Origin of the sequence: Rathayibacter sp. Leaf296, from assembly GCF_001423045.1 — a bacterium.
In the GTDB taxonomy this organism is placed as follows: Bacteria; Actinomycetota; Actinomycetes; order Actinomycetales; family Microbacteriaceae; genus Rathayibacter; species Rathayibacter caricis.
This window is the reverse complement of sequence record NZ_LMNR01000001.1, coordinates 2,044,398-2,064,069: the sequence shown is the minus strand read 5'-3', so window position 1 is coordinate 2,064,069 and position 19,672 is coordinate 2,044,398. Positions and strand designations below refer to the sequence as shown.

Here is a 19,672-nt window from a genome sequence, read left to right as displayed (position 1 = left end):
ATCCTTGCCGAGTAACGATTCCTTCGTCCACCTCCACGTGCACAGCGAGTACTCGATGCTCGACGGAGCCGCGCGGGTGAAGCCGCTCATCGACGCGGCGGTCGAGGAGGGCATGCCCGCGATCGCCGTCACCGACCACGGGAACGTGTTCGGCGCCTTCGACTTCTGGCGCACCGCGACGGCAGCGGGCATCAAGCCGATCATCGGCACCGAGGCGTACCTCACGCCCGGGACCCACCGCTCGGACAAGACCCGGATCCGCTGGGGCGACGGCGGCGGCGACGACGTGTCCGGCTCCGGCGCGTACACCCACATGACGCTGTTGAGCTCGACGACGACGGGGATGCACAACCTCTTCCGGCTGTCCTCGCGGGCGTCGATCGAGGGCTACTACTTCAAGCCCCGGATGGACCGCGAGATCCTCTCGCAGTACTCCGAGGGCCTCATCGGCACGACCGGCTGCCCGAGCGGCGAGGTGCAGACGCGCCTGCGGCTGGGGCAGTACAAGGAGGCCCGCCAGGCGGCGGCGGACTACCGCGACATCTTCGGCAAGGAGAACTTCTTCGCCGAGATCATGGACCACGGCCTCGACATCGAGCGCCGGGTCATCGGCGACGTGATCCGCCTCGCCAAGGACCTCGACCTCCCGCTCGTCGCGACGAACGACCTGCACTACACGCACGCGCACGATGCGACCTCGCACGCGGCGCTGCTGTGCGTGCAGTCGGGGACCACGCTCGACGACCCCAAGCGCTTCAAGTTCGACGCCGACGAGTTCTACCTCAAGTCGCCCCGCGAGATGCGGCAGGTCTTCCGCGATCACCCGGAGGCGTGCGACAACACGCTCCTCATCGCCGAGCGCTGCGACGTGCAGTTCGACACGAGTGCCAACTACATGCCGCGCTTCCCGGTGCCGGAGGGGGAGACCGAGGACACCTGGTTCGTCAAGGAGGTCGAGGCGGGACTCCGCGAGCGCTACCCGGACGGCTTCTCCGACGAGGTCCGCGCCCGGGCCGACTACGAGACGCAGGTCATCCTGCAGATGGGCTTCCCCGGCTACTTCCTCGTCGTCGCCGACTTCATCAACTGGTCCAAGCGCAACGGGATCCGCGTGGGTCCCGGTCGAGGATCCGGCGCCGGCTCGATGGCCGCGTACGCGATGAAGATCACCGACCTCGACCCGCTGCGCCACGGCCTGATCTTCGAGCGGTTCCTGAACCCCGACCGCGTCTCCATGCCCGACTTCGACGTCGACTTCGACGACCGTCGCCGCGGCGAGGTCATCCGGTACGTGACCGACAAGTACGGCGACGAGCGCGTCGCGCAGATCGTCACCTACGGCACCATCAAGGCGAAGCAGGCGCTCAAGGACGCCTCGCGCGTCCTGGGCTTCCCGTTCGGCATGGGGGAGAAGCTGACCAAGGCGATGCCGCCCGCGATCATGGGCAAGGACATCCCCCTCAGCGGCATCAACGACCCCGCGCACGCCCGCTACAAGGAAGCGGTCGACGTCCGGAACGTGATCGCCGAGGACCCGCAGGCCAAGCTCGTCTTCGACACCGCGCTCGGACTCGAGAACCTCAAGCGCCAGTGGGGCGTGCACGCCGCGGGCGTCATCATGTCGAGCGATCCGCTGCTCGACATCATCCCGATCATGAAGCGGGAGCAGGACGGCCAGATCGTCACGCAGTTCGACTACCCCGCGTGCGAGTCCCTCGGTCTGATCAAGATGGACTTCCTGGGGCTACGCAACCTCACGATCATCGACGACGCGCTCGACAACATCCGGGCCAACCGCGGGCAGGACCTCGTGCTCGAGGACCTCGAGCTCGACGACCCCGCGGCCTACGAGCTCCTCGCCCGCGGCGACACCCTCGGCGTGTTCCAGCTCGACGGCGGGCCCATGCGCGGGCTCCTGCGGCTGATGAAGCCCGACAACTTCGAGGACATCTCGGCCGTGCTGGCGCTCTACCGCCCGGGTCCGATGGGCGCCGACTCCCACACGAACTACGCGCTGCGCAAGAACGGCGTCCAGCCGATCACGCCGATCCACCCCGAGCTCGAGGAGCCGCTCGCGGAGGTGCTCGGCGGCACCTACGGCCTGATCGTGTACCAGGAGCAGGTCATGTCGATCGCGCAGAAGCTCGCGGGCTTCACGCTCGCGCAGGCCGACCTGCTGCGGCGCGCGATGGGCAAGAAGAAGAAGTCCGAGCTGGACAAGCAGTTCGAGGGCTTCTCGGGCGGCATGACCGCCAACGGGTACTCCATGGAGGCCGTCAAGACGCTCTGGGACATCCTGCTGCCGTTCTCGGACTACGCCTTCAACAAGGCGCACTCGGCCGCTTACGGCGTCGTCTCGTACTGGACGGCCTACCTCAAGGCGCACTACCCCGCGGAGTACATGGCGGCGCTGCTGACGAGCGTCGGCGACTCGAAGGACAAGATGGCGGCGTACCTCAACGAGTGCCGGCGGATGGGCATCAAGGTGCTGCCGCCGGACGTCAACGAGTCCATCGGGTTCTTCACCGCGGTCGGCACCGACATCCGCTTCGGCCTCGGCGCCGTCCGCAACGTCGGCACCAACGTCGTCGAGGGCATCCGCGCGGCGCGGGAGGAGAAGGGGCGCTTCGAGACGTTCCACGACTTCCTCCGCAAGGTGCCGATGCAGGCGACCAACAAGCGCACCATCGAGTCGCTGATCAAGGCCGGTGCGTTCGACTCGCTCGGGTCCACGCGCCGTGCGCTCGTCGAGATCCACGAGGACGCCGTCGAGGCGGCCGTCGGCGAGAAGCGGAACGAGGCCAACGGACAGGTCGGCTTCGACTTCGACAGCCTCTGGGACGAACCGCAGGCGGCGGTCCAGGTGCCGGAGCGGCCCGAGTGGGCCAAGCGCGACAAGCTCGCCTTCGAGCGGGACATGCTCGGCCTCTACGTGTCCGACCACCCGCTCGCCGGCCTCGAGACGGAACTGGCCAAGCACTACAGCACGACCATCGCCGACCTCCTCGTGTCGGAGACCATCGGCGACGGCGAGACCGTCGTCGTCGCCGGGCTCGTCACGAGCGTCCAGCACCGCATGGCGAAGACCTCGGGCAACCAGTACGGGATGATCCAGGTCGAGGACTTCGGCGGTGAGATCACCTGCATGTTCATGGGCAAGGCGTACCAGGAGTTCGCTCCCGCGCTCACCAACGACTCCATCGTGGTCGTCCGCGGCCGCGTCAGCATGCGCGACGACGGCATGAACCTGCACGCCTTCAGCCTCTTCGCCCCCGAGATGAACCAGGACGGCGATTCCGGGCCGCTGACCGTCTCCCTGCCCGAGTCCCGCGCGACGACCGACACCGTCTCGCAGCTCAGCGACGTGCTCATCCGCCACTCCGGCTCGACCGAGGTGCGGCTGAAGCTCATCAAGGGCGACACGGCCCGCGTCTTCGAAGTGCCGTTCCCGGTCCGCATCACTCCGGACCTGTTCGGAGAGCTGAAGTCGCTGCTGGGGCCCAACTGCCTGTACTGAATTCGATTGCGAGCCGGTCCCTGCCCAGCTCGGCGCGGTCGGCTGTGCTTGACGCGAGCCGGTCCCTGCCCGGCTCGGCGCGGTCGGCTTCGCGACGGGGTGCGGCGGGTGGAGCGGGGTGCGTCCGGCTACGGCGATCCGCTGGGACGCGGATCACCGGTTCGCCTCGGGGGTGCTGCGAGGTGGGGAGGCGCGCCTGCGGCGGCGCGCTCCTTGCGCCTCCCCACACGTACGGCTCGCGGCCGCCCTGCTGGTCGAGTAGCCGCGGAGCGGCGTATCGAGACCCTTGCACCCGCGGAGCGGATTCGAGGAGACCCGATCGTGCGGGTCGAGACGACAGTGCCGTGCTCGCTCCCGGCTGATGATCGGCGCGATGTGCCGGGCGACCGGCCGCAGCCCGAGCGGAGCGGGCCCGCGGCGCCGGAGGGCGGCGGGGGCGGCCGGTAGACTGGGGCGGCCATGATCCAGACTCTCGACCTCCGCGGCCGTCGTCCCTCCGCCGCCGAGCTGCTCGCCCTCGTGCCGCGCAACCCGGGCACCTCCGCCGACGTCGGACCGATCGTCGCCGAGCTCATCGCCGACGTCCGAGCCCGCGGCGCCGAGGCGCTCCTCGACCAGTCCGAGCGACTCGACGGCGTCCGCCAGCCGCACATCCGGGTGCCGGCCGAGCACATCGCGGCCGCCGTCCGCGACCTCGATCCGGCCATCCGCTCCGCTCTCGACGAGGCGATCTCCCGGGTGCGCCGCGCGAGCGCCGCGCAGATCCCGCCGGAGCGCACCACCGTGCTCGACGACGGCGCGACCGTGGTCCAGCGCTGGACTCCGGTCGCCCGCGCCGGCCTCTACGTGCCCGGCGGCAAGGCCGTGTACCCCTCGAGCGTCGTCATGAACGTCGTCCCGGCCCAGGCCGCGGGCGTCGAGTCCATCGCGATCGTCTCCCCGCCGCAGAAGGCGTTCGGCGGCGCCGTCCACCCGACGATCCTCGCGGCAGCCGGTCTGCTCGGCGTCGACGAGGTCTATGCCGCAGGAGGCGCGGGCGCCGTCGCCGCTCTGGCCTACGGTGTCGAGTCGATCGGCCTCGAGCCCGTCGGCATGATCACCGGACCCGGCAACATCTGGGTCACGACCGCGAAGCGCCAGGTGCTCGGCCAGGTCGGGATCGACTCCGAGGCCGGCCCCACGGAGATCCTGGTCATCGCCGACTCCACCGGCGACCCCCGGCTGATCGCGGCCGACCTGGTCAGCCAGGCCGAGCACGACGAGGCGGCCTCGGCCGTGCTGGTCACCGACGACGCCGAGCTGGCCCGCGCGGTCGGCGCGGAGGTCGAGCGTCAGGCCGCGACGACCCACCACTCGGCGCGTGTGGCGATCGCGCTCGACGGTCCTCAGTCGGCACTCGTCATCGTGGACGACCTCGAGACCGCCTGCGCCTTCAGCGACGCCTACGGCCCCGAGCACCTCGAGCTGCACACGAGCGACCCCGAGGCGACCGCCGAACTCATCCACGACGCGGGCGCGATCTTCCTCGGTCCGACGTCGCCGGTCAGCCTCGGCGACTACCTGGCCGGATCCAACCACGTGCTGCCCACGATGGGGCAGGCGCGCTTCTCCTCCGGTCTCGGCGCCTACACGTTCCTGCGCCCGCAGCAGCTCATCAGCTACGACCGCGGCGCCCTCACGCGCGTCGCCCCGCACATCCGCGCGCTCAGCGACGCCGAGGCGCTCCCCGCGCACGGCGACGCCGTCGACGCGCGCTTCGCCTGACCCGAGAGGCACCCTGCGATGTTCTGCCCGTTCTGCCGGCACCCCGACTCCCGGGTGATCGACTCCCGCACCAGCGACGACGGCCTCTCGATCCGCCGTCGGCGCCAGTGCCCCTCGTGCGGCCGCCGCTTCTCGACCACCGAGACCGCCAGCCTCGTGGTGATCAAGCGAAGCGGAGTCGTCGAGCCGTTCAGTCGCGAGAAGATCGTCAGCGGTGTGCGGAAGGCGTGCCAGGGCCGCCCCGTCACGGACTCCGATCTCGCGGTGCTCGCCCAGCGGGTGGAGGAGAGCATCCGCTCCACCGGCGCCTCGCAGATCGACGCGAACGACATCGGTCTCGCGATCCTCGCGCCGCTGCGCGAGCTCGACGAGGTCGCCTACCTGCGCTTCGCGAGCGTCTACCAGGCCTTCGACTCGCTCGACGACTTCGACTCCGCCATCACCCTCCTGCGCGCCGAGCGCACCGGGGCCGCGCGGGACGTCGAGGAGCTCTGATGGCCGCCCTCTACCCGCTGCTGTTCCGCACCGTCCTGCGGCGCATCGATCCGGAGCGCGCGCACCACCTCGCCTTCCCGGTCATCCGAGGCCTCGCCCTCGTCGCTCCTCTTGCGCGCCGCTTCACGATGCCGAAGCACGACGCATCGGTCGAGACCCTCGGGCTGCGGTTCGCCACGCCGTTCGGAGTCGCCGCCGGCTTCGACAAGGACGCCACGGCCGTCCTCGGTCTGGGCGCGCTGGGCTTCGGGCACGTGGAGGTGGGCACGATCACGGCCCGCCCCCAGCCCGGCAACGACCGACCGCGCCTCTTCCGCCTCGTCGCGGACCGCGCCGTCGTCAACCGGATGGGCTTCAACAACCACGGAGCGCGTGCGGCCGCCGGTCGACTGGCCCGACTCCGCGGGGTCCGTGGGCGTCCGGTCATCGGCGTCAACATCGGCAAGAGCCGCGCGGTCGACGTCGACGACGCGATCGAGGACTACCTGATCAGCGCCCGCATGCTGGCGCCTCTCGCCGACTACCTCGTCGTCAACGTGAGCTCGCCGAACACCCCCGGTCTGCGCGGCCTGCAGGAGATCGACAAGCTGGAGCCGCTGCTCGCCGCGGTGAAGGACGCGGCCGACACGACTCCGCTGCTCGTGAAGATCGCCCCCGACCTCTCCGACGACGAGGTCGCCCGCGTCGCCGAGCTCGCCGTGCGCCTCGGGCTCGACGGCGTGATCGCCACGAACACGACGCTCTCCCGCGAGGGCCTCGACACCGCCGCCTCCATCGTCGACGCCGCCGGTGCCGGCGGGCTCTCGGGTGCCCCGCTCGCCGCCCGCTCGCTCGCCGTCCTCCGTGTGATCCGCGCCGTCGTCCCCGCGGAGTTCTGCGTCATCTCGGTCGGAGGTGTCGAGACCGCCGCCGACGTGCAGGAGCGTCTCGCCGCCGGAGCCACGCTCGTCCAGGGCTACACCGCCTTCATCTACGAGGGCCCCCTGTGGGCTGCGCGATTGAATCGCGCGCTGCGCTGATCCCGTGCCGGTCCCTGCCCGCGGTGCTGATCCCCGAACCGGCCCCTGCCCGCGGTGCTGATCCCGAGCCGGTCCCCGCCCGGCTCGCGCAGTCGGCTTCTCGAGGCGGTCGCCTCCTGCAGAGCGTCCTGCGTTCGGCTAGGTCGATTCGCTGACACGCGAATCACCCGTTCGCCTCCAGGGAATCGCCTTGCCGAAAACTGAACTGTGGCGATCGATTGGACATGTGAAGTGCTCCGCAGAGTTCTGCTCTCGGGTTTCGACCGTGAACGCGACCTCGAAGTCGACAGATGTCGGAGGGGCTGCGAGGAAAGCAAAGGGCAGCCGCCCGACGGCTCCATCGCTTCGATGGAGGAGACGGTGGAGATCAGGAAAGCGACGGCATCCCGGTCGGAGGGAGCGACGACCGCCACGAAGCTCGTCGCTCCGTCGTCACTCCCCGTCCGGAGGCCGAGTCACCGCACCACTCGGGCGCGAAAAGACGAACGGTCGATCCGCGTGCCAGCGGATCGACCTAGTCGGAGGCGAGACGCTCCCCGAAACGCGACCGCCCACTCAGCCGACCGCGGCGAGGCGGTAGCCGAGCAAATGAGCACGCGTCTCCCGGAGTGAGCGCGCAGCGCTCACTCCGGGAACTGCCCGCGCTTCACCTGGGGCTTCGGGAGGCGCATGACGCGGAGCTGGAGGGCGCGCATCGCGGCGTACCAGCGGATGCCTTTCTCGACCTTGTCGGCTCCGTAGCGCTCCCCGAGCTTCTTCCGCATGCGCATGCCGAGCAGAACGCAGTCGAGCACGGCGACGAGGAAGAACGCCCAGAGGACGATGAGGGTGACGTACTGGAGCTCGGGCTGCGGGAAGAAGCTCAGCAGCAGGACCACGACCATCACGGGGATGAGGAACTCGCCGAGGCTGAAGCGCGCGTCGACCCAGTCCCGCACGAACTTGCGCTGCGGGCCCTTGTCGCGCAGCGGCAGATAGCGCTGGTCCCCGGCGGCGAGGCCGATCCGAGCCTGCTCGCGCGCCACGGCGGCCTTCTCACGGGCGTCGCGCGCGGCCTGCTTGCGATCGGTCGTCACGAGCGGACGCTGGTTGGCGAGCTCGCGCTCGCGCCGGGTCGGCGTCGGCCGCCCCTTGCCGGTCGACGGGGCCGAGTCGGCGTCGTCGGGCGTGTCGGTTGCGATCGGGTGCTTGGCCACGGTGAACGTCCTTGGAATCGAGGGTCTCTTAAGATTACCTGCATGGCCCACGACGCTCCGACTCCGACGTCCACTCTCCCAGCAGCCGAGGAGGCGGTCCTGGCCGCCGTCCGCGACGACCTGCCGCGCTCGCTCGCGGAGCTCGGGCGCCTCGTCCGCATCCCCTCCGTCTCGTGGGACGGCTTCGACGCCACCCGGGTGGCGGCGAGCGCCGAGGCGATCGCCGAGCTCGCCCGCGAGACCGGGGTCTTCGAGGACGTGTCGATCCGCCGGTCGACGATCGGCGACTCGGGAGTCCTCGGACAGCCGGCAGTCCTCGCCACCCGTGCCGCGCGCAACGGCGCTCCCACGGTCCTCCTCTACGCCCACCACGACGTCCAGCCGCAGGGCGCCGAGTCCGCCTGGGAGACCCCTCCGTTCGAGCCGACCGTGCGCGGCGACCGCCTCTACGGTCGCGGCGCGGCCGACGACAAGGCCGGAGTGGTGTCCCACCTCGCCGCCGTCCGCGCACTGCGCGAAGTGGCCGGTGACGACCACGACCTCGGCCTCGTGCTCTTCATCGAGGGCGAGGAGGAGTTCGGCTCGCGGTCGTTCCCGACCTTCCTCCGCGAGCACCACGACGCCCTGCGCGCCGATGTCATCGTCGTCGCCGACAGCGACAACTGGAACGTGGACACTCCGTCCCTGACCGTGGGCCTGCGCGGCAACGTCACCTTCACGCTCACCGTCCGGACGCTGGAGCACGCCTCCCACTCCGGCATGCTCGGCGGAGCGGTCCCCGATGCGATGCTCGCGACGGTGCGCCTGCTCTCCACGCTCTGGAACGAGGACGGCTCGGTCGCCGTCGACGGTCTGCGCGAGCACGACGGCGCCGTCCCCGAGATCAGCGAGGGCGACCTCCGCCGCGACGCCGGCCTGCTCGACGGCGTCTCGCCGATCGGCTCCGGCCCCTTCCTCTCGCGCATCTGGTCCAAGCCGTCGATCACGGTGACCGGGATCGACGCCCCGAGCGTCGTGGACGCCTCGAACACCCTCAGCCCCTCCGTCCGGGTCAAGATCAGCGCGCGCATCGCGCCCGGGCAGGAGGCGCCCGAGGGCTTCGCCGCGCTCGAGCGCCACCTGCGCAGGCACGCTCCGTTCGGCGCGCACCTCGAGATCGACGACGTCGACACGGGGGAGCCCTTCCTCGTCGACACCTCGGGCTGGGCCGTGGGCCTGGTGAAGCAGGCGATGGCGGACGCGTGGGGCCGCGACGCGCTGGAGACGAGCGCGGGCGGCAGCATCCCCTTCATCGCGGACCTCGTCCGCGAGTTCCCGGCCGCGCAGATCCTGGTGACCGGCGTGGAGGACCCCGACTCGCGCGCGCACAGCCCCAACGAGTCCCTCCACCTCGGCGTCTTCAAGCGGGCGGCCCAGGCGGAGGCGCTCTTCCTGCTGCGCGCGGCGGCGCACCGCGGCTGACGCGCCCGCACGGATCCGGAATACCCGGCTCCACGGGGGAGTTGCCACCGTAGAATCGTGTGGCATCACCGACGGCAGCACGCCGTCCCCCCGACGCCACGCCGTCATCACCGCACCGATCCCCTCGAGGAGTGACATGTCCGACACGACATCGACCGTCGACCAGAAGACCGCGCACGGCGTCTCGATGACCCCCGTCGCCGCCGCGAAGGTCAAGAGCCTCCTCGAGCAGGAGGGTCGCGACGACCTGCGCCTGCGCGTCGCCGTCCAGCCCGGCGGCTGCTCGGGCCTCATCTACCAGCTCTACTTCGACGAGCGCACCCTCGAGGGCGACGCGGCGGTCGAGTTCGAGGGCGTCGGCCTCGTCGTCGACAAGATGAGCGTCCCGTACCTCGACGGCGCCTCGATCGATTTCGAGGACACCATCCAGAAGCAGGGGTTCACCATCGACAACCCCAACGCCGGCGGCAGCTGCGCCTGCGGCGACAGCTTCCACTGATCGGAGGCGGCGACACGCCGCACCAGCACCTCCCGGACGGCGTCCGACGGCTCGCAGAAGCGGGCGGTCGGGCGCCGTCCGTCGTCCTTCGCACCCCCGGCCCCGGAGGTCAAGAGCGGCCGGCGGTGCACTCCGGTCCCGACGGGGAAGGTAGGCTGGAGCCGGTCTAATACAGTTTCGTGTGAACTGGTCCCCAGTCTTCCGAAAGGTCACCGGTGCGCTTCAATCGCCGTCTCCGCAGATGGGTCGCTGCCCCCGTTGCAGGAGCCCTCGCCCTCGTTCTCGCGGGCTGCACGCAGGAGCAGCTCCAGGGCTGGCTCCCCACCGAACCCGGCACGACGAACCACGTCGACCGGGTCATCGGGCTCTGGGTCACCTCCTGGATCGTCCTCCTCGCCGTCGGCGTCGTCACGTGGGGGCTCACGATCTGGGCCGTCGTCGTGTACCGCCGCCGGAAGGGCCAGACGGGCCTCCCGGTGCAGCTGCGCTACAACATGCCGATCGAGATCTTCTACACGATCGTGCCGCTGATCCTGGTGATCGGCTTCTTCGCCTTCACCGCCCGCGATCAGGCGGCGATCGAGGAGCCCTACGAGAACCCCGACGAGACCATCCAGGTCTACGGCAAGCAGTGGGCGTGGGACTTCAACTACGTCGACGAGGACGTGTACTCCGCCGGCATCCAGGGCCAGTACGAGTCCTCCGACGGCGACGCCAACGGCTCGCTCGTCGAGTCCGAGGTGCCCACCCTCTACCTGCCCGTCGGCGAGAAGATCAAGATCCAGCTCGACGCCCGCGACGTCATCCACTCCTTCTGGGTCGTCGACTTCCTCTACAAGAAGGACATGATCCCCGGCAAGACGAACTACATGTACGTCACGCCGCTCAAGGAGGGCACGTACGCCGGCAAGTGCGCCGAGCTCTGCGGCGAGTACCACTCCGCGATGCTCTTCAACGTCGAGGTCGTCGACCGAGACACGTACGACGCCTACATCCAGTCGCTGCGCGACGCGGGCCAGACCGGCCAGCTCGGCGCGGAGTACGACCGCAACAGCAACCTTCCCGGAACCGGTGCGCCGGTCCGCACCGAGAACGAGGAGTAGGGGAGCATGAGCACCGCCACCGCACCCGCCCCGTCGTCCCGCACCTTCGGCACTCCGCCCGTCGAGCGCAAGGCGAACGTCCTCGTTCGCTGGATGACGTCCACCGACCACAAGGTCATCGGGTACATGTACCTGATCACGTCGTTCATCTACTTCTGCATCGCAGGGGTGATGGCGCTGGTGATCCGCGCCCAGCTCTTCCAGCCGGGCCTGGCCGTCGTCGAGACGCGCGAGCAGTACAACCAGCTCTTCACCATGCACGGCACGATCATGCTGCTGATGTTCGCGACGCCGCTGTTCGCCGGCTTCGCCAACGTCCTGATGCCGCTGCAGATCGGCGCCCCCGATGTCGCCTTCCCGCGACTGAACGCCTTCGCCTACTGGCTCTACAGCTTCGGCTCGCTCATCGCGGTCGCCGGCTTCGTGACCCCGCAGGGCGCCGCCTCGTTCGGATGGTTCGCCTACGCGCCGTTGTCGAGCACGACGTTCTCGCCAGGGCTGGGCGGCAATCTCTGGGTCTTCGGCCTGGGCCTGTCCGGCTTCGGCACGATCCTCGGCGCGGTGAACTTCATCACCACGATCATCACGATGCGCGCTCCGGGCATGACCATGTTCCGCATGCCGATCTTCACCTGGAACATCCTCGTGACGTCGATCCTCGTGCTGCTGGCCTTCCCGGTCCTCGCCGCGGCGATGTTCGCCCTCGGTGCCGACCGCGTCTTCGACGCCCACATCTACGACGCGGCCAACGGCGGCGTCCTGCTCTGGCAGCACCTGTTCTGGTTCTTCGGCCACCCCGAGGTGTACATCATCGCGCTGCCGTTCTTCGGCATCGTGTCCGAGGTCTTCCCGGTCTTCAGCCGTAAGCCGATCTTCGGCTACAAGACGCTGATCTATGCGACCATCGCCATCGCGGCGCTGTCCGTCACGGTCTGGGCGCACCACATGTACGTCACCGGCTCGGTGCTCCTGCCGTTCTTCTCGCTGATGACGATGCTCATCGCGGTCCCGACCGGCGTGAAGATCTTCAACTGGATCGGCACCATGTGGCGCGGATCGGTGACCTTCGAGACCCCGATGATCTGGGCGATCGGCTTCCTGATCACCTTCACCTTCGGTGGCCTCACCGGCGTCATCCTCGCGTCCCCGCCGCTCGACTTCCACGTGTCCGACTCGTACTTCGTGGTCGCCCACTTCCACTACGTCGTGTTCGGCACCGTCGTGTTCGCGATGTTCTCGGGCTTCTACTTCTGGTGGCCCAAGTGGACCGGCAAGATGCTGAACGAGACGCTGGGCAAGTGGCACTTCTGGCTGCTGTTCATCGGCTTCCACACCACGTTCCTCATCCAGCACTGGCTCGGCGTCGTGGGCATGCCCCGCCGCTACGCGAGCTACCTCCCCGAGGACGGCTTCACCTGGATGAACCAGCTGTCGACGATCGGAGCGATGATCCTCGCGGTCTCGCTGATCCCGTTCTTCCTCAACGTGTACATCACGGCCCGCAAGGCGCCGAAGGTCACCGTGAACGACCCGTGGGGCTTCTCGCGCTCGCTCGAGTGGGCCACCTCGTGCCCTCCGCCCCGCCACAACTTCACGTCCATCCCGCGCATCCGCAGCGAGGCTCCGGCCTTCGACCTGAACCACCCCGAGGCCGGCATCCCCGTCGGAATCGGTCCGGCGAAGGACGCTCCGGACGCCCCCACGTACGACAAGTCCGAAGGCACGGTGAAGTAGGGCCATGCGCGCCAACGTCAATCTGTTCTGGCTCCTGGCCGGCTTCTTCCTCCTCGCGGCCGTCGCGTACACCGTCTGGTCGCTCATCGACACCGAGCAGGTGGAGTGGGTCGGGACCGTCGGCATCACCCTCTCGGCCGTGCTGGGTGCATTCATCGCGTTCTACGTCGGTCGCGTGCACAAGGCGCAGGGCGCCGAACTGCCCGAGGACCGTCTCGACGCCGACATCGACGACGGGGACCCGGAGCTCGGCTTCTTCAGCCCCTGGAGCTGGTGGCCGCTGATCCTCGGCGGTGCCGCCGCTCTGGCGTTCCTCGGTCTCGCCGTCGGCATCTGGATCACCTACATCGCGGCCGGCATCTTCCTGATCGCGATCACGGGCTGGGTCTACGAGTACTACCGCGGATACTTCGCCCGCTAGGCGGACGGATCCGGCCGAGGGCCGGGTGCACGTGAGCGAGAGCTCGCGGCACCCGGCCCTTTCGCTGTGCCGATCAGGCCTGCACGCACTCAGGGTCGACCGGGACCCCGGCGGCGCGGAGTGGCGGAGGGCGTGCAGAAGATCCGCGGTGCGTGAGGCTGTCGCCTGACAGCCGACAGCGCCTGTTCTCAGCCGACGTTCCGCGATCGGAAATCGCGGCGCTCCGGTGCTCGGGACTGCCGGCTCCGCGCGCGCCGCAGCAGCAGTGACGGCCACGTCCACCGGACCGTTCACAGCCCCGCCGGTGGCTCCCTGCGGCCCTGGGGCCGGTCCGCGCCTCCGCTCGCTCTCCCTGGATCACGGCAGGTTGACCCAGGCCTCTCGAAGCCGCTGGGTGGCTCGAGCACGCCCTGAGCCGTTCCGACCCCGGGCTTCCCTGGTCTTCAGCGACTCGACGGCGGCCGAGCGTTCTCCGGACGCCGTCGATCTCCGGACCTCTGCAGCGGCAGTGCCACTCTGAACCGACCGGCCCGGCGGATGCCCGTGTCGCGTAAGGATCGGGCCGACTCCGAGTCGGCTCCTCGACACGAGCCGCATCCCAGCGCGGGCGCCTCCATCGCGACGTCGGCACCAGCAGACCGCCTCCGTCCGCTACCGATCTGCACGGCGACGGCCGGCTCTCGCCGGTCGGCTGAGCGCATCACCGGGAACACCGTCCTCGGCTCCGGCGGCTCGGGCCGCGCGGACTCTGCACCCGCGGCAGCGGCAGCGACCACGTCACGCGAGACGTCACGCAGACGTCGCACAGTGTCCTCTCGACCGGCTGTGCACGGCAGCGGGGGAGCGGCGCGGAGTACGTCCGAGAGAACGACGAAGGGCCCGGACGACGGATCGTCCGGGCCCCTCGGGGAGAAAAGAGGTCAGTGCTCGCTGTGCGAGCTCTCGAGCTCCTTCTGGGTGACGGGGGTGATGCGGTCCTCAAAGAACCAACGGGAGAGACCGGCACGCACGCGCTGCGGAGCGGTGATGCGTCCACGCGAGTTCGGGCGGATCATCAGCGGCTCGTACTCGTCCTGGCTGACCAGCTTCCAGCGCTCGTACTCGTCGAGCTGCTGGTGCACCTCGATGAACTCGCCGCCGGGGAGGCGGACGATGCGGCCGGACTCGAAGCCGTGCAGGGCGATCTCGCGGTCCTTCTTCTGCAGGGCGAGGCAGATGCGCTTCGTGATGAAGTACGCGACGAAGGGGCCGACTATCAGGCAGAACTGCAGGGCGTGGATGACGCCCTCCATCGTGAGGTGGAAGTGCGTGGCGATGATGTCGGAGGACGCAGCAGCCCAGAGGACCGCGTAGAACGTGACTCCGGCGGCACCGATCGCAGTGCGGGTCGCGGCGTTGCGCGGGCGGTCGAGCAGGTGGTGCTCGCGCTTGTCACCCGTGATCCACGCTTCGAGGAACGGGTAGAGCATGACCGCGACGATGAACAGGCCCAGGCCGACGAGCGGGATGAGGATGTTGAACGACAGCGTGCCGAGTCCCGGGATGGCCCACTCGAGTCCCGGCGGGACGAGGCGCAGGGCGCCGTCCGCGAAGCCGATGTACCAGTCGGGCTGGGTGCCGGCGGACACGGGCGAGGGGTCGTAGGGGCCGTAGTTCCAGATCGGGTTGATCGTGAAGAGCGACGCGATGAGGACGACGACACCGAAGACGATGAAGAAGAATCCACCGGCCTTCGCCGCGTAGACCGGGAGCACCGGGTAGCCGACGACGTTCTGCTCTGTCTTGCCCGCACCGGGGAACTGGGTGTGCTTGTGGACGACCACGAACACGAGGTGCAGGGCGATGAACGCGAGCACGAGGGCCGGCAGCAGCAGGATGTGCAGGGTGTACAGGCGGCCGACGATGTCGGTGCCCGGGAACTCCCCACCGAAGAGGAGGAACGAGATCCAGGTGCCGACGACCGGGATGCCCTTGACCATGCCGTCGATGATGCGGAGGCCGTTGCCCGACAGCAGGTCGTCGGGGAGGGAGTAGCCGGTGAAGCCCTCGGCCATCGCGAGGATGAAGAGGACGAAGCCGATGACCCAGTTGAGCTCGCGCGGCTTGCGGAACGCACCGGTGAAGAAGATGCGCAGCATGTGGAGGCCGATCGAGGCCACGAACAGCAGCGCCGCCCAGTGGTGGATCTGGCGCATCAGCAGGCCGCCGCGGATGTCGAAGGAGATGTCGAGCGACGAGGCCATCGCCGCGGACATCTCGATGCCCTTCATCGGGAGGTAGCTGCCCTCGTAGTGCGTCTCGACCATGGACGCCTGGAAGAAGAAGGTGAGGAACGTGCCCGACAGCAGGATGATGACGAAGCTGTAGAGCGCGACCTCGCCGAGGAGGAAGGACCAGTGGTCGGGGAAGATCTTGCGGCCGAACTCCTTGACGACGGCCGAGATGCTCGTCCGCTCGTCGATGTAGTTCGACGCTGCTCCGACGTAGCCCTTCTGCAGCTTGCCGCTGCCGAGGATGACGCCGTCGTCGTTGCCCTGGGGCGACGACGAGGGTCGTGACGGTGTGGTGGTGGACATGTGAGTCATCGCTCCCAGAAGGACGGTCCGACGGGCTCCGTGAAGTCGCTCTGCGCGACCAGATAGCCCTCGTCGTCGACGGTGATGGGCAGCTGCGGAAGCGGGCGCTTCGCCGGGCCGAAGATGACGGCAGCCTCGTGCTTGATGTCGAACTGCGACTGGTGGCACGGGCACAGCAGGTGGTGGGTCTGCTGCTCGTACAGCGCCACAGGGCAGCCGACGTGCGTGCAGATCTTCGAATAGGCGACGATTCCGTCGTAGTTCCAGGTCTCGCGACCCTCGCTGACGACGAGGTCCTCGGGCTTCAGGCGCATCAGGAGGACGGAGGCCTTGGCCTTCTCCTCGAGCTTGCCCTCGACCTGCTCGAGGCCTTCGGGGATGACGTGGAAGGCGGAGCCCAGGGTGACGTCCGATGCGAGGATCGGGGCACCGGAGGGATCCAGCGTGAGCCGGGTGCCCTCCTTCCACATGGTGGTCTTGAGGAGGGCGACGGGGTTCTGGTCCTGCGGGCCGAGGCCGCGGAACAGGATCACCGCCGGCAGCGGGAAGACGACCAGAGAGGCGATCAGGCTGTTCCGGATGACGGAGCGGCGGCCGAAGCCGGACTCCTTGTCGGACTGGTCGAAGATCTCGAGGGCGCGGGCCCGGGTGTCCTCCGAGGAGCGGACCGGGTGGCGGATGTCGATGCCCTCGTGGTCGGACATCAGCTGCTTGCCCCAGTGGACAGCGGCGATGCCGATCGCGAGCAGGGCGAGGGACATGCCCAGACCGATGAACAGCGTGTTCAGGCGGACGGACTCGATCTCCTCCGTGATGGGGAAGGCCATGTACGCGGCGACCGCGAACAGGGATCCCGCGAAGGAGAGGTAGAAGAGCGTGTACACCGTGCGCTCGGCACGCTTCTCGACCTTGGGGTCGAGATCGGTCATCCGGGGGCGGTGCGGCGGGAGTCCCGGGTCCTGGACCCGGCCCCGTGTGACGACCGCGGTGCCGGCCGGAGCCGAACCGTGCCCGGTGGCCGACGAGGTGGCGAGGTCCGTGCCACCCTCATCGTGCTCTGCCATGGTTCTCCTTTTCACGCCTATCGGCTCCGGTCGGAGCCGTGGGGGTTGTCACGCCCGTCAGGGCGCGGATGTTCACTAGTTCGATCGGGCGGTGATCCACACCGTGAGCGCGACGATGGCGCCGAGGCCGAAGATCCAGAGGAAGAGGCCCTCCGCGACCGGCCCGAGGGAGCCGAGCGCGAATCCGCCCGGGGACGGGTTGGCCTCGATGTACTTGAGGTACGAGATGATGTCGCGCTTGTCCTCGGGCGAGATGTTGAGGTCGTTGAAGACCGGCATGTTCTGCGGGCCGGTGACCATCGCCTCGTAGATGTGCGCCTCGGTCACGCCGCCCAGCGGGGGAGCGAACTTGCCCTCGGTCAGCGCGCCGCCGGCTCCGGCGACGTTGTGGCACATCGCGCAGTTGATGCGGAAGAGCTCGGCACCGCTGGCGGTGTCGCCGTTGCCGTCGAGGACCTCCCCGGTCGGGATGGCGGGGCCGGGCGCGAGGGAGGCGACGTAGGCGGCCAGCTCGGCGACCTGCTCGTCGGTGAACTGCACCGGCTTCTCGAGCGCCTGCGGACCGTGCATCTGCATGGGCATGCGGCCCGTGCCGACCTGGAAGTCGACCGAGGCGGCGCCGACGCCGATGAGCGACGGCGCGTTGTCGGTGCCCGCGGCGTCGAGGCCGTGGCAGGTCGCGCAGTTGGCGGCGAAGAGCTTCGAGCCCTCGTCGATCGTCTGCTGGCTGTTGGCGGACGTCTCTGCGGAGGCCGAGGTGGCGACGCCGACGGCCGCGTAGGTGCCGCCGGTGAGTCCGAGGCCGATGGCGATCAGTGCCAGCGTGGCCAGGGGGTGTCGGCGACCCTTCTTGGCGCGGCTCTTCGTCTTCGGGGAGGCCATCGAGGCAACCTTCCTGCGGGGATCGGGGGTGGAGGGGTTCATCGGGTCGGCACCCATCACTTGAGGAAGTAGATGACCACGAAGAGGCCGACCCAGACGACGTCGACGAAGTGCCAGTAGTACGAGACGACGATGGCGCTCGTCGCCTCCTTGTGACCGAAGTTCTTGACCGCGAACGCGCGGCCGATGACGAGGAGGAAGGCGATGAGCCCGCCGGTGACGTGCAGGGCGTGGAAGCCGGTGGTGATGTAGAACGCGGAGCCGTAGGCGTTGCTCGACAGGCTCACACCCTCGGAGACGAGGGTTGCGTACTCGAAGACCTGGCCGCAGACGAAGATCGCGCCGAGCGCGTAGGTGAGGAAGAACCACTCGACCATGCCCCACTTGAACGGGCTGAGCCCGGTGGAGCGCGCCTGGAGCCGCTCGGCCGCGAACACGCCGAACTGGCACGTGAACGACGAGGCGACGAGGATCACCGTGTTGACGCTCGCGAACGGCACGTTGAGGATGCTCGTCTCGGCCTCCCACAGCTCCGGGGAGGTGCTGCGGAGGGTGAAGTAGATCGCGAACAGGCCCGCGAAGAACATGACCTCGCTGCCCAGCCAGACGATCGTTCCGACCGCGACCGGGTTGGGTCGGTTCACTACGGGCGCGGTGGCCGTGGGGGTAAGAGTGCTGCTCGTCACACAGACCATTATGGACGATGCCCGGAGGGGTGATTCGCACTTCCCGTATGCCGTTCGTACCCGGATAATCTGAGTGCCATGTCGGAAACCCTGTCCTGGCCGCGGATTCTCAGCGCTCTCCTCGAATCCTCCGATCTCAGCGTCTCGGAGGCGACCTGGGCGATGGAGCAGGTGATGCGGGGCGAGGCCACGCCGGCGCAGCTGGCGGGGCTCCTGGTGGCGCTGAGGGCGAAGGGCGAGACGGTCGACGAGATCGTCGGCTTCCGCGACGCGATCCTCGAGCACGCGGTCCCGCTGGACGTGGATCCGATGGCGCTGGACATCGTAGGGACGGGCGGCGACCGCTTCGGCACCGTCAACATCTCCTCGACCGCGTCGATCATCGCGGCGGCCGCCGGCACTCCGGTGATCAAGCACGGGAACCGGGCGGCCTCGTCGTCCTCCGGCTCCTCCGACGTGCTCGGCGCCCTCGGCGTCGACCTGAGCCTGTCGGCCGAGCGCGTGGCCGAGGCGTTCCGGCGCACCGGCATCGCGTTCGTCTTCGCGGCGATGTTCCACCCCGGCTTCCGGCACGCGGGCCCGGTGCGGGCCGAGCTCGGGATCCCGACCGTCTTCAACTTCCTCGGGCCGCTGTGCAATCCGGCGCGACCGGAGGCGTCCGCCGTCGGCGTGGCGCACCTCGACCGCGTGCCGCTGTTCGTCGGCGTGTTCCAGACCCGCGGGGCGACCGCGCTCGTGTTCCGCGGCGACGACGGGCTCGACGAGCTGACGACCACGGGGCACAGCCACATCTGGGAGGTGTCGCGCGGGCTCGTCGTCGAGCACGACCTCGATCCCCGCGATCTGGGCCTGCGCCGCGCGAGCATCGACCAGCTCCGCGGGAAGGACGCCGCGTACAACGCGCAGGTGGTCCGGTCGGTGCTCGCGGGCGACAGCGGTCCGGTGCGCGACATCGTGCTGCTGAATGCGGCGGCCGGGCTCATCGCGTTCGATCTCGCGCGGGATCCGTCGCTGATCCAGACGGCGATCCTCGATCGCTTCCGGAGCGCCATGGAGCGGGCGGCCGACGCGGTCGACTCCGGTGCCGCCACGGCCAAGCTCGACGCCTGGGTCGCGGAGACGCGTCGGCAGGACTGACGCGACGGCAGGACCGACTCGGCGCCGCGACCGACGCGAGGGCACGGACGGCCCTGCCCGCGCAGGGCGTCAGGGCGTAACGTGGGAGCGCTGTCCGCGACGGAGCGGACCGCGATCC

General features: G+C 69.2%; 15 protein-coding genes. 10 read left to right on the top strand and 5 right to left on the bottom strand.

The genetic code is table 11. From position 1 onward, the window contains the following. Positions 1 to 55 precede the first annotated feature (55 nt). The 4 genes from dnaE to ASF46_RS09570 all read left to right on the top strand — a co-directional run bounded on the left by dnaE (position 56) and on the right by ASF46_RS09570 (position 6,795). A complete protein-coding gene (gene dnaE, locus ASF46_RS09585; RefSeq protein WP_056867539.1) occupies positions 56 to 3,517 on the top strand; it encodes a DNA polymerase III subunit alpha in 3,462 nt (1,153 codons plus the stop codon). Positions 3,518 to 3,976: 459 nt separating this feature from the next. Then, positions 3,977 to 5,281, top strand: coding sequence for a histidinol dehydrogenase (hisD, locus tag ASF46_RS09580; protein WP_056867265.1), 1,305 nt, complete (start codon positions 3,977 to 3,979; stop codon positions 5,279 to 5,281). An 18-nt stretch (positions 5,282 to 5,299) separates the two neighbouring features. Then, positions 5,300 to 5,776: a transcriptional regulator NrdR gene (gene nrdR / locus ASF46_RS09575; RefSeq protein WP_056867264.1), complete on the top strand. Its 477-nt coding sequence runs from the start codon at positions 5,300 to 5,302 to the stop codon at positions 5,774 to 5,776. Beyond that, a complete protein-coding gene (locus tag ASF46_RS09570) occupies positions 5,776 to 6,795 on the top strand; it encodes a quinone-dependent dihydroorotate dehydrogenase (protein WP_056867263.1) in 1,020 nt (339 codons plus the stop codon). The genes nrdR and ASF46_RS09570 overlap by 1 nt, the downstream gene beginning before the upstream one ends. A 623-nt stretch (positions 6,796 to 7,418) precedes the next feature. On the opposite strand, the gene ASF46_RS09565 is transcribed toward ASF46_RS09570, so the two are convergent. Further along, positions 7,419 to 7,991 carry a DUF3043 domain-containing protein gene (locus ASF46_RS09565; RefSeq protein WP_082485339.1) on the bottom strand — a complete coding sequence of 191 codons (573 nt, stop codon included), beginning with the start codon at positions 7,989 to 7,991 and terminating at the stop codon, positions 7,419 to 7,421. Between the two features lie 42 nt (positions 7,992 to 8,033). On the opposite strand from ASF46_RS09565, the gene ASF46_RS09560 reads away from it, so the two are divergent. The 5 genes from ASF46_RS09560 (at position 8,034) to ASF46_RS09540 (ending at position 13,209) form a co-directional block, all read left to right on the top strand. Beyond that, positions 8,034 to 9,452, top strand: coding sequence for a dipeptidase (locus ASF46_RS09560; protein WP_056867262.1), 1,419 nt, complete (start codon positions 8,034 to 8,036; stop codon positions 9,450 to 9,452). Between the two features lie 136 nt (positions 9,453 to 9,588). Further along, a complete protein-coding gene (gene erpA / locus ASF46_RS09555; RefSeq protein WP_056867261.1) occupies positions 9,589 to 9,951 on the top strand; it encodes an iron-sulfur cluster insertion protein ErpA in 363 nt (120 codons plus the stop codon). Between the two features lie 215 nt (positions 9,952 to 10,166). Next, the gene (coxB, locus tag ASF46_RS09550) at positions 10,167 to 11,054 is read left to right on the top strand and encodes a cytochrome c oxidase subunit II (protein ID WP_056867260.1); all 888 of its coding nucleotides are present in this window, start codon (positions 10,167 to 10,169) and stop codon (positions 11,052 to 11,054) included. 6 nt (positions 11,055 to 11,060) lie between these two features. Further along, a complete protein-coding gene (ctaD, locus tag ASF46_RS09545) occupies positions 11,061 to 12,788 on the top strand; it encodes a cytochrome c oxidase subunit I (protein ID WP_055791665.1) in 1,728 nt (575 codons plus the stop codon). A 4-nt stretch (positions 12,789 to 12,792) separates the two neighbouring features. Next, on the top strand, positions 12,793 to 13,209 hold the full coding sequence (locus ASF46_RS09540; RefSeq protein ID WP_056867259.1) for a cytochrome c oxidase subunit 4: 417 nt from the start codon (positions 12,793 to 12,795) through the stop codon (positions 13,207 to 13,209). 920 nt (positions 13,210 to 14,129) lie between these two features. Here the strand turns inward: ASF46_RS09540 and ASF46_RS09535 are convergent. The 4 genes from ASF46_RS09535 to ASF46_RS09520 form a co-directional block, all read right to left on the bottom strand. Beyond that, on the bottom strand, positions 14,130 to 15,785 hold the full coding sequence (locus ASF46_RS09535; RefSeq protein ID WP_055791671.1) for a cytochrome b: 1,656 nt from the start codon (positions 15,783 to 15,785) through the stop codon (positions 14,130 to 14,132). A gap of 5 nt (positions 15,786 to 15,790) precedes the next feature. Beyond that, complete coding sequence (locus tag ASF46_RS09530) at positions 15,791 to 16,849, bottom strand: ubiquinol-cytochrome c reductase iron-sulfur subunit (protein ID WP_055791673.1); 1,059 nt, start codon at positions 16,847 to 16,849, stop codon at positions 15,791 to 15,793. 75 nt (positions 16,850 to 16,924) lie between these two features. Then, the gene (locus ASF46_RS09525) at positions 16,925 to 17,731 is read right to left on the bottom strand and encodes a c-type cytochrome (protein WP_056867258.1); all 807 of its coding nucleotides are present in this window, start codon (positions 17,729 to 17,731) and stop codon (positions 16,925 to 16,927) included. Positions 17,732 to 17,787: 56 nt separating this feature from the next. Then, the gene (locus tag ASF46_RS09520) at positions 17,788 to 18,426 is read right to left on the bottom strand and encodes a cytochrome c oxidase subunit 3 (RefSeq protein ID WP_055791679.1); all 639 of its coding nucleotides are present in this window, start codon (positions 18,424 to 18,426) and stop codon (positions 17,788 to 17,790) included. Between the two features lie 69 nt (positions 18,427 to 18,495). Here ASF46_RS09520 and trpD point away from each other — a divergent pair, with 69 nt between their 5' ends. Further along, positions 18,496 to 19,554, top strand: a complete 1,059-nt coding sequence (trpD, locus tag ASF46_RS09515; RefSeq protein ID WP_056867257.1) for an anthranilate phosphoribosyltransferase — start codon at positions 18,496 to 18,498, stop codon at positions 19,552 to 19,554. The last annotated feature ends 118 nt before the right edge of the window (positions 19,555 to 19,672 follow it).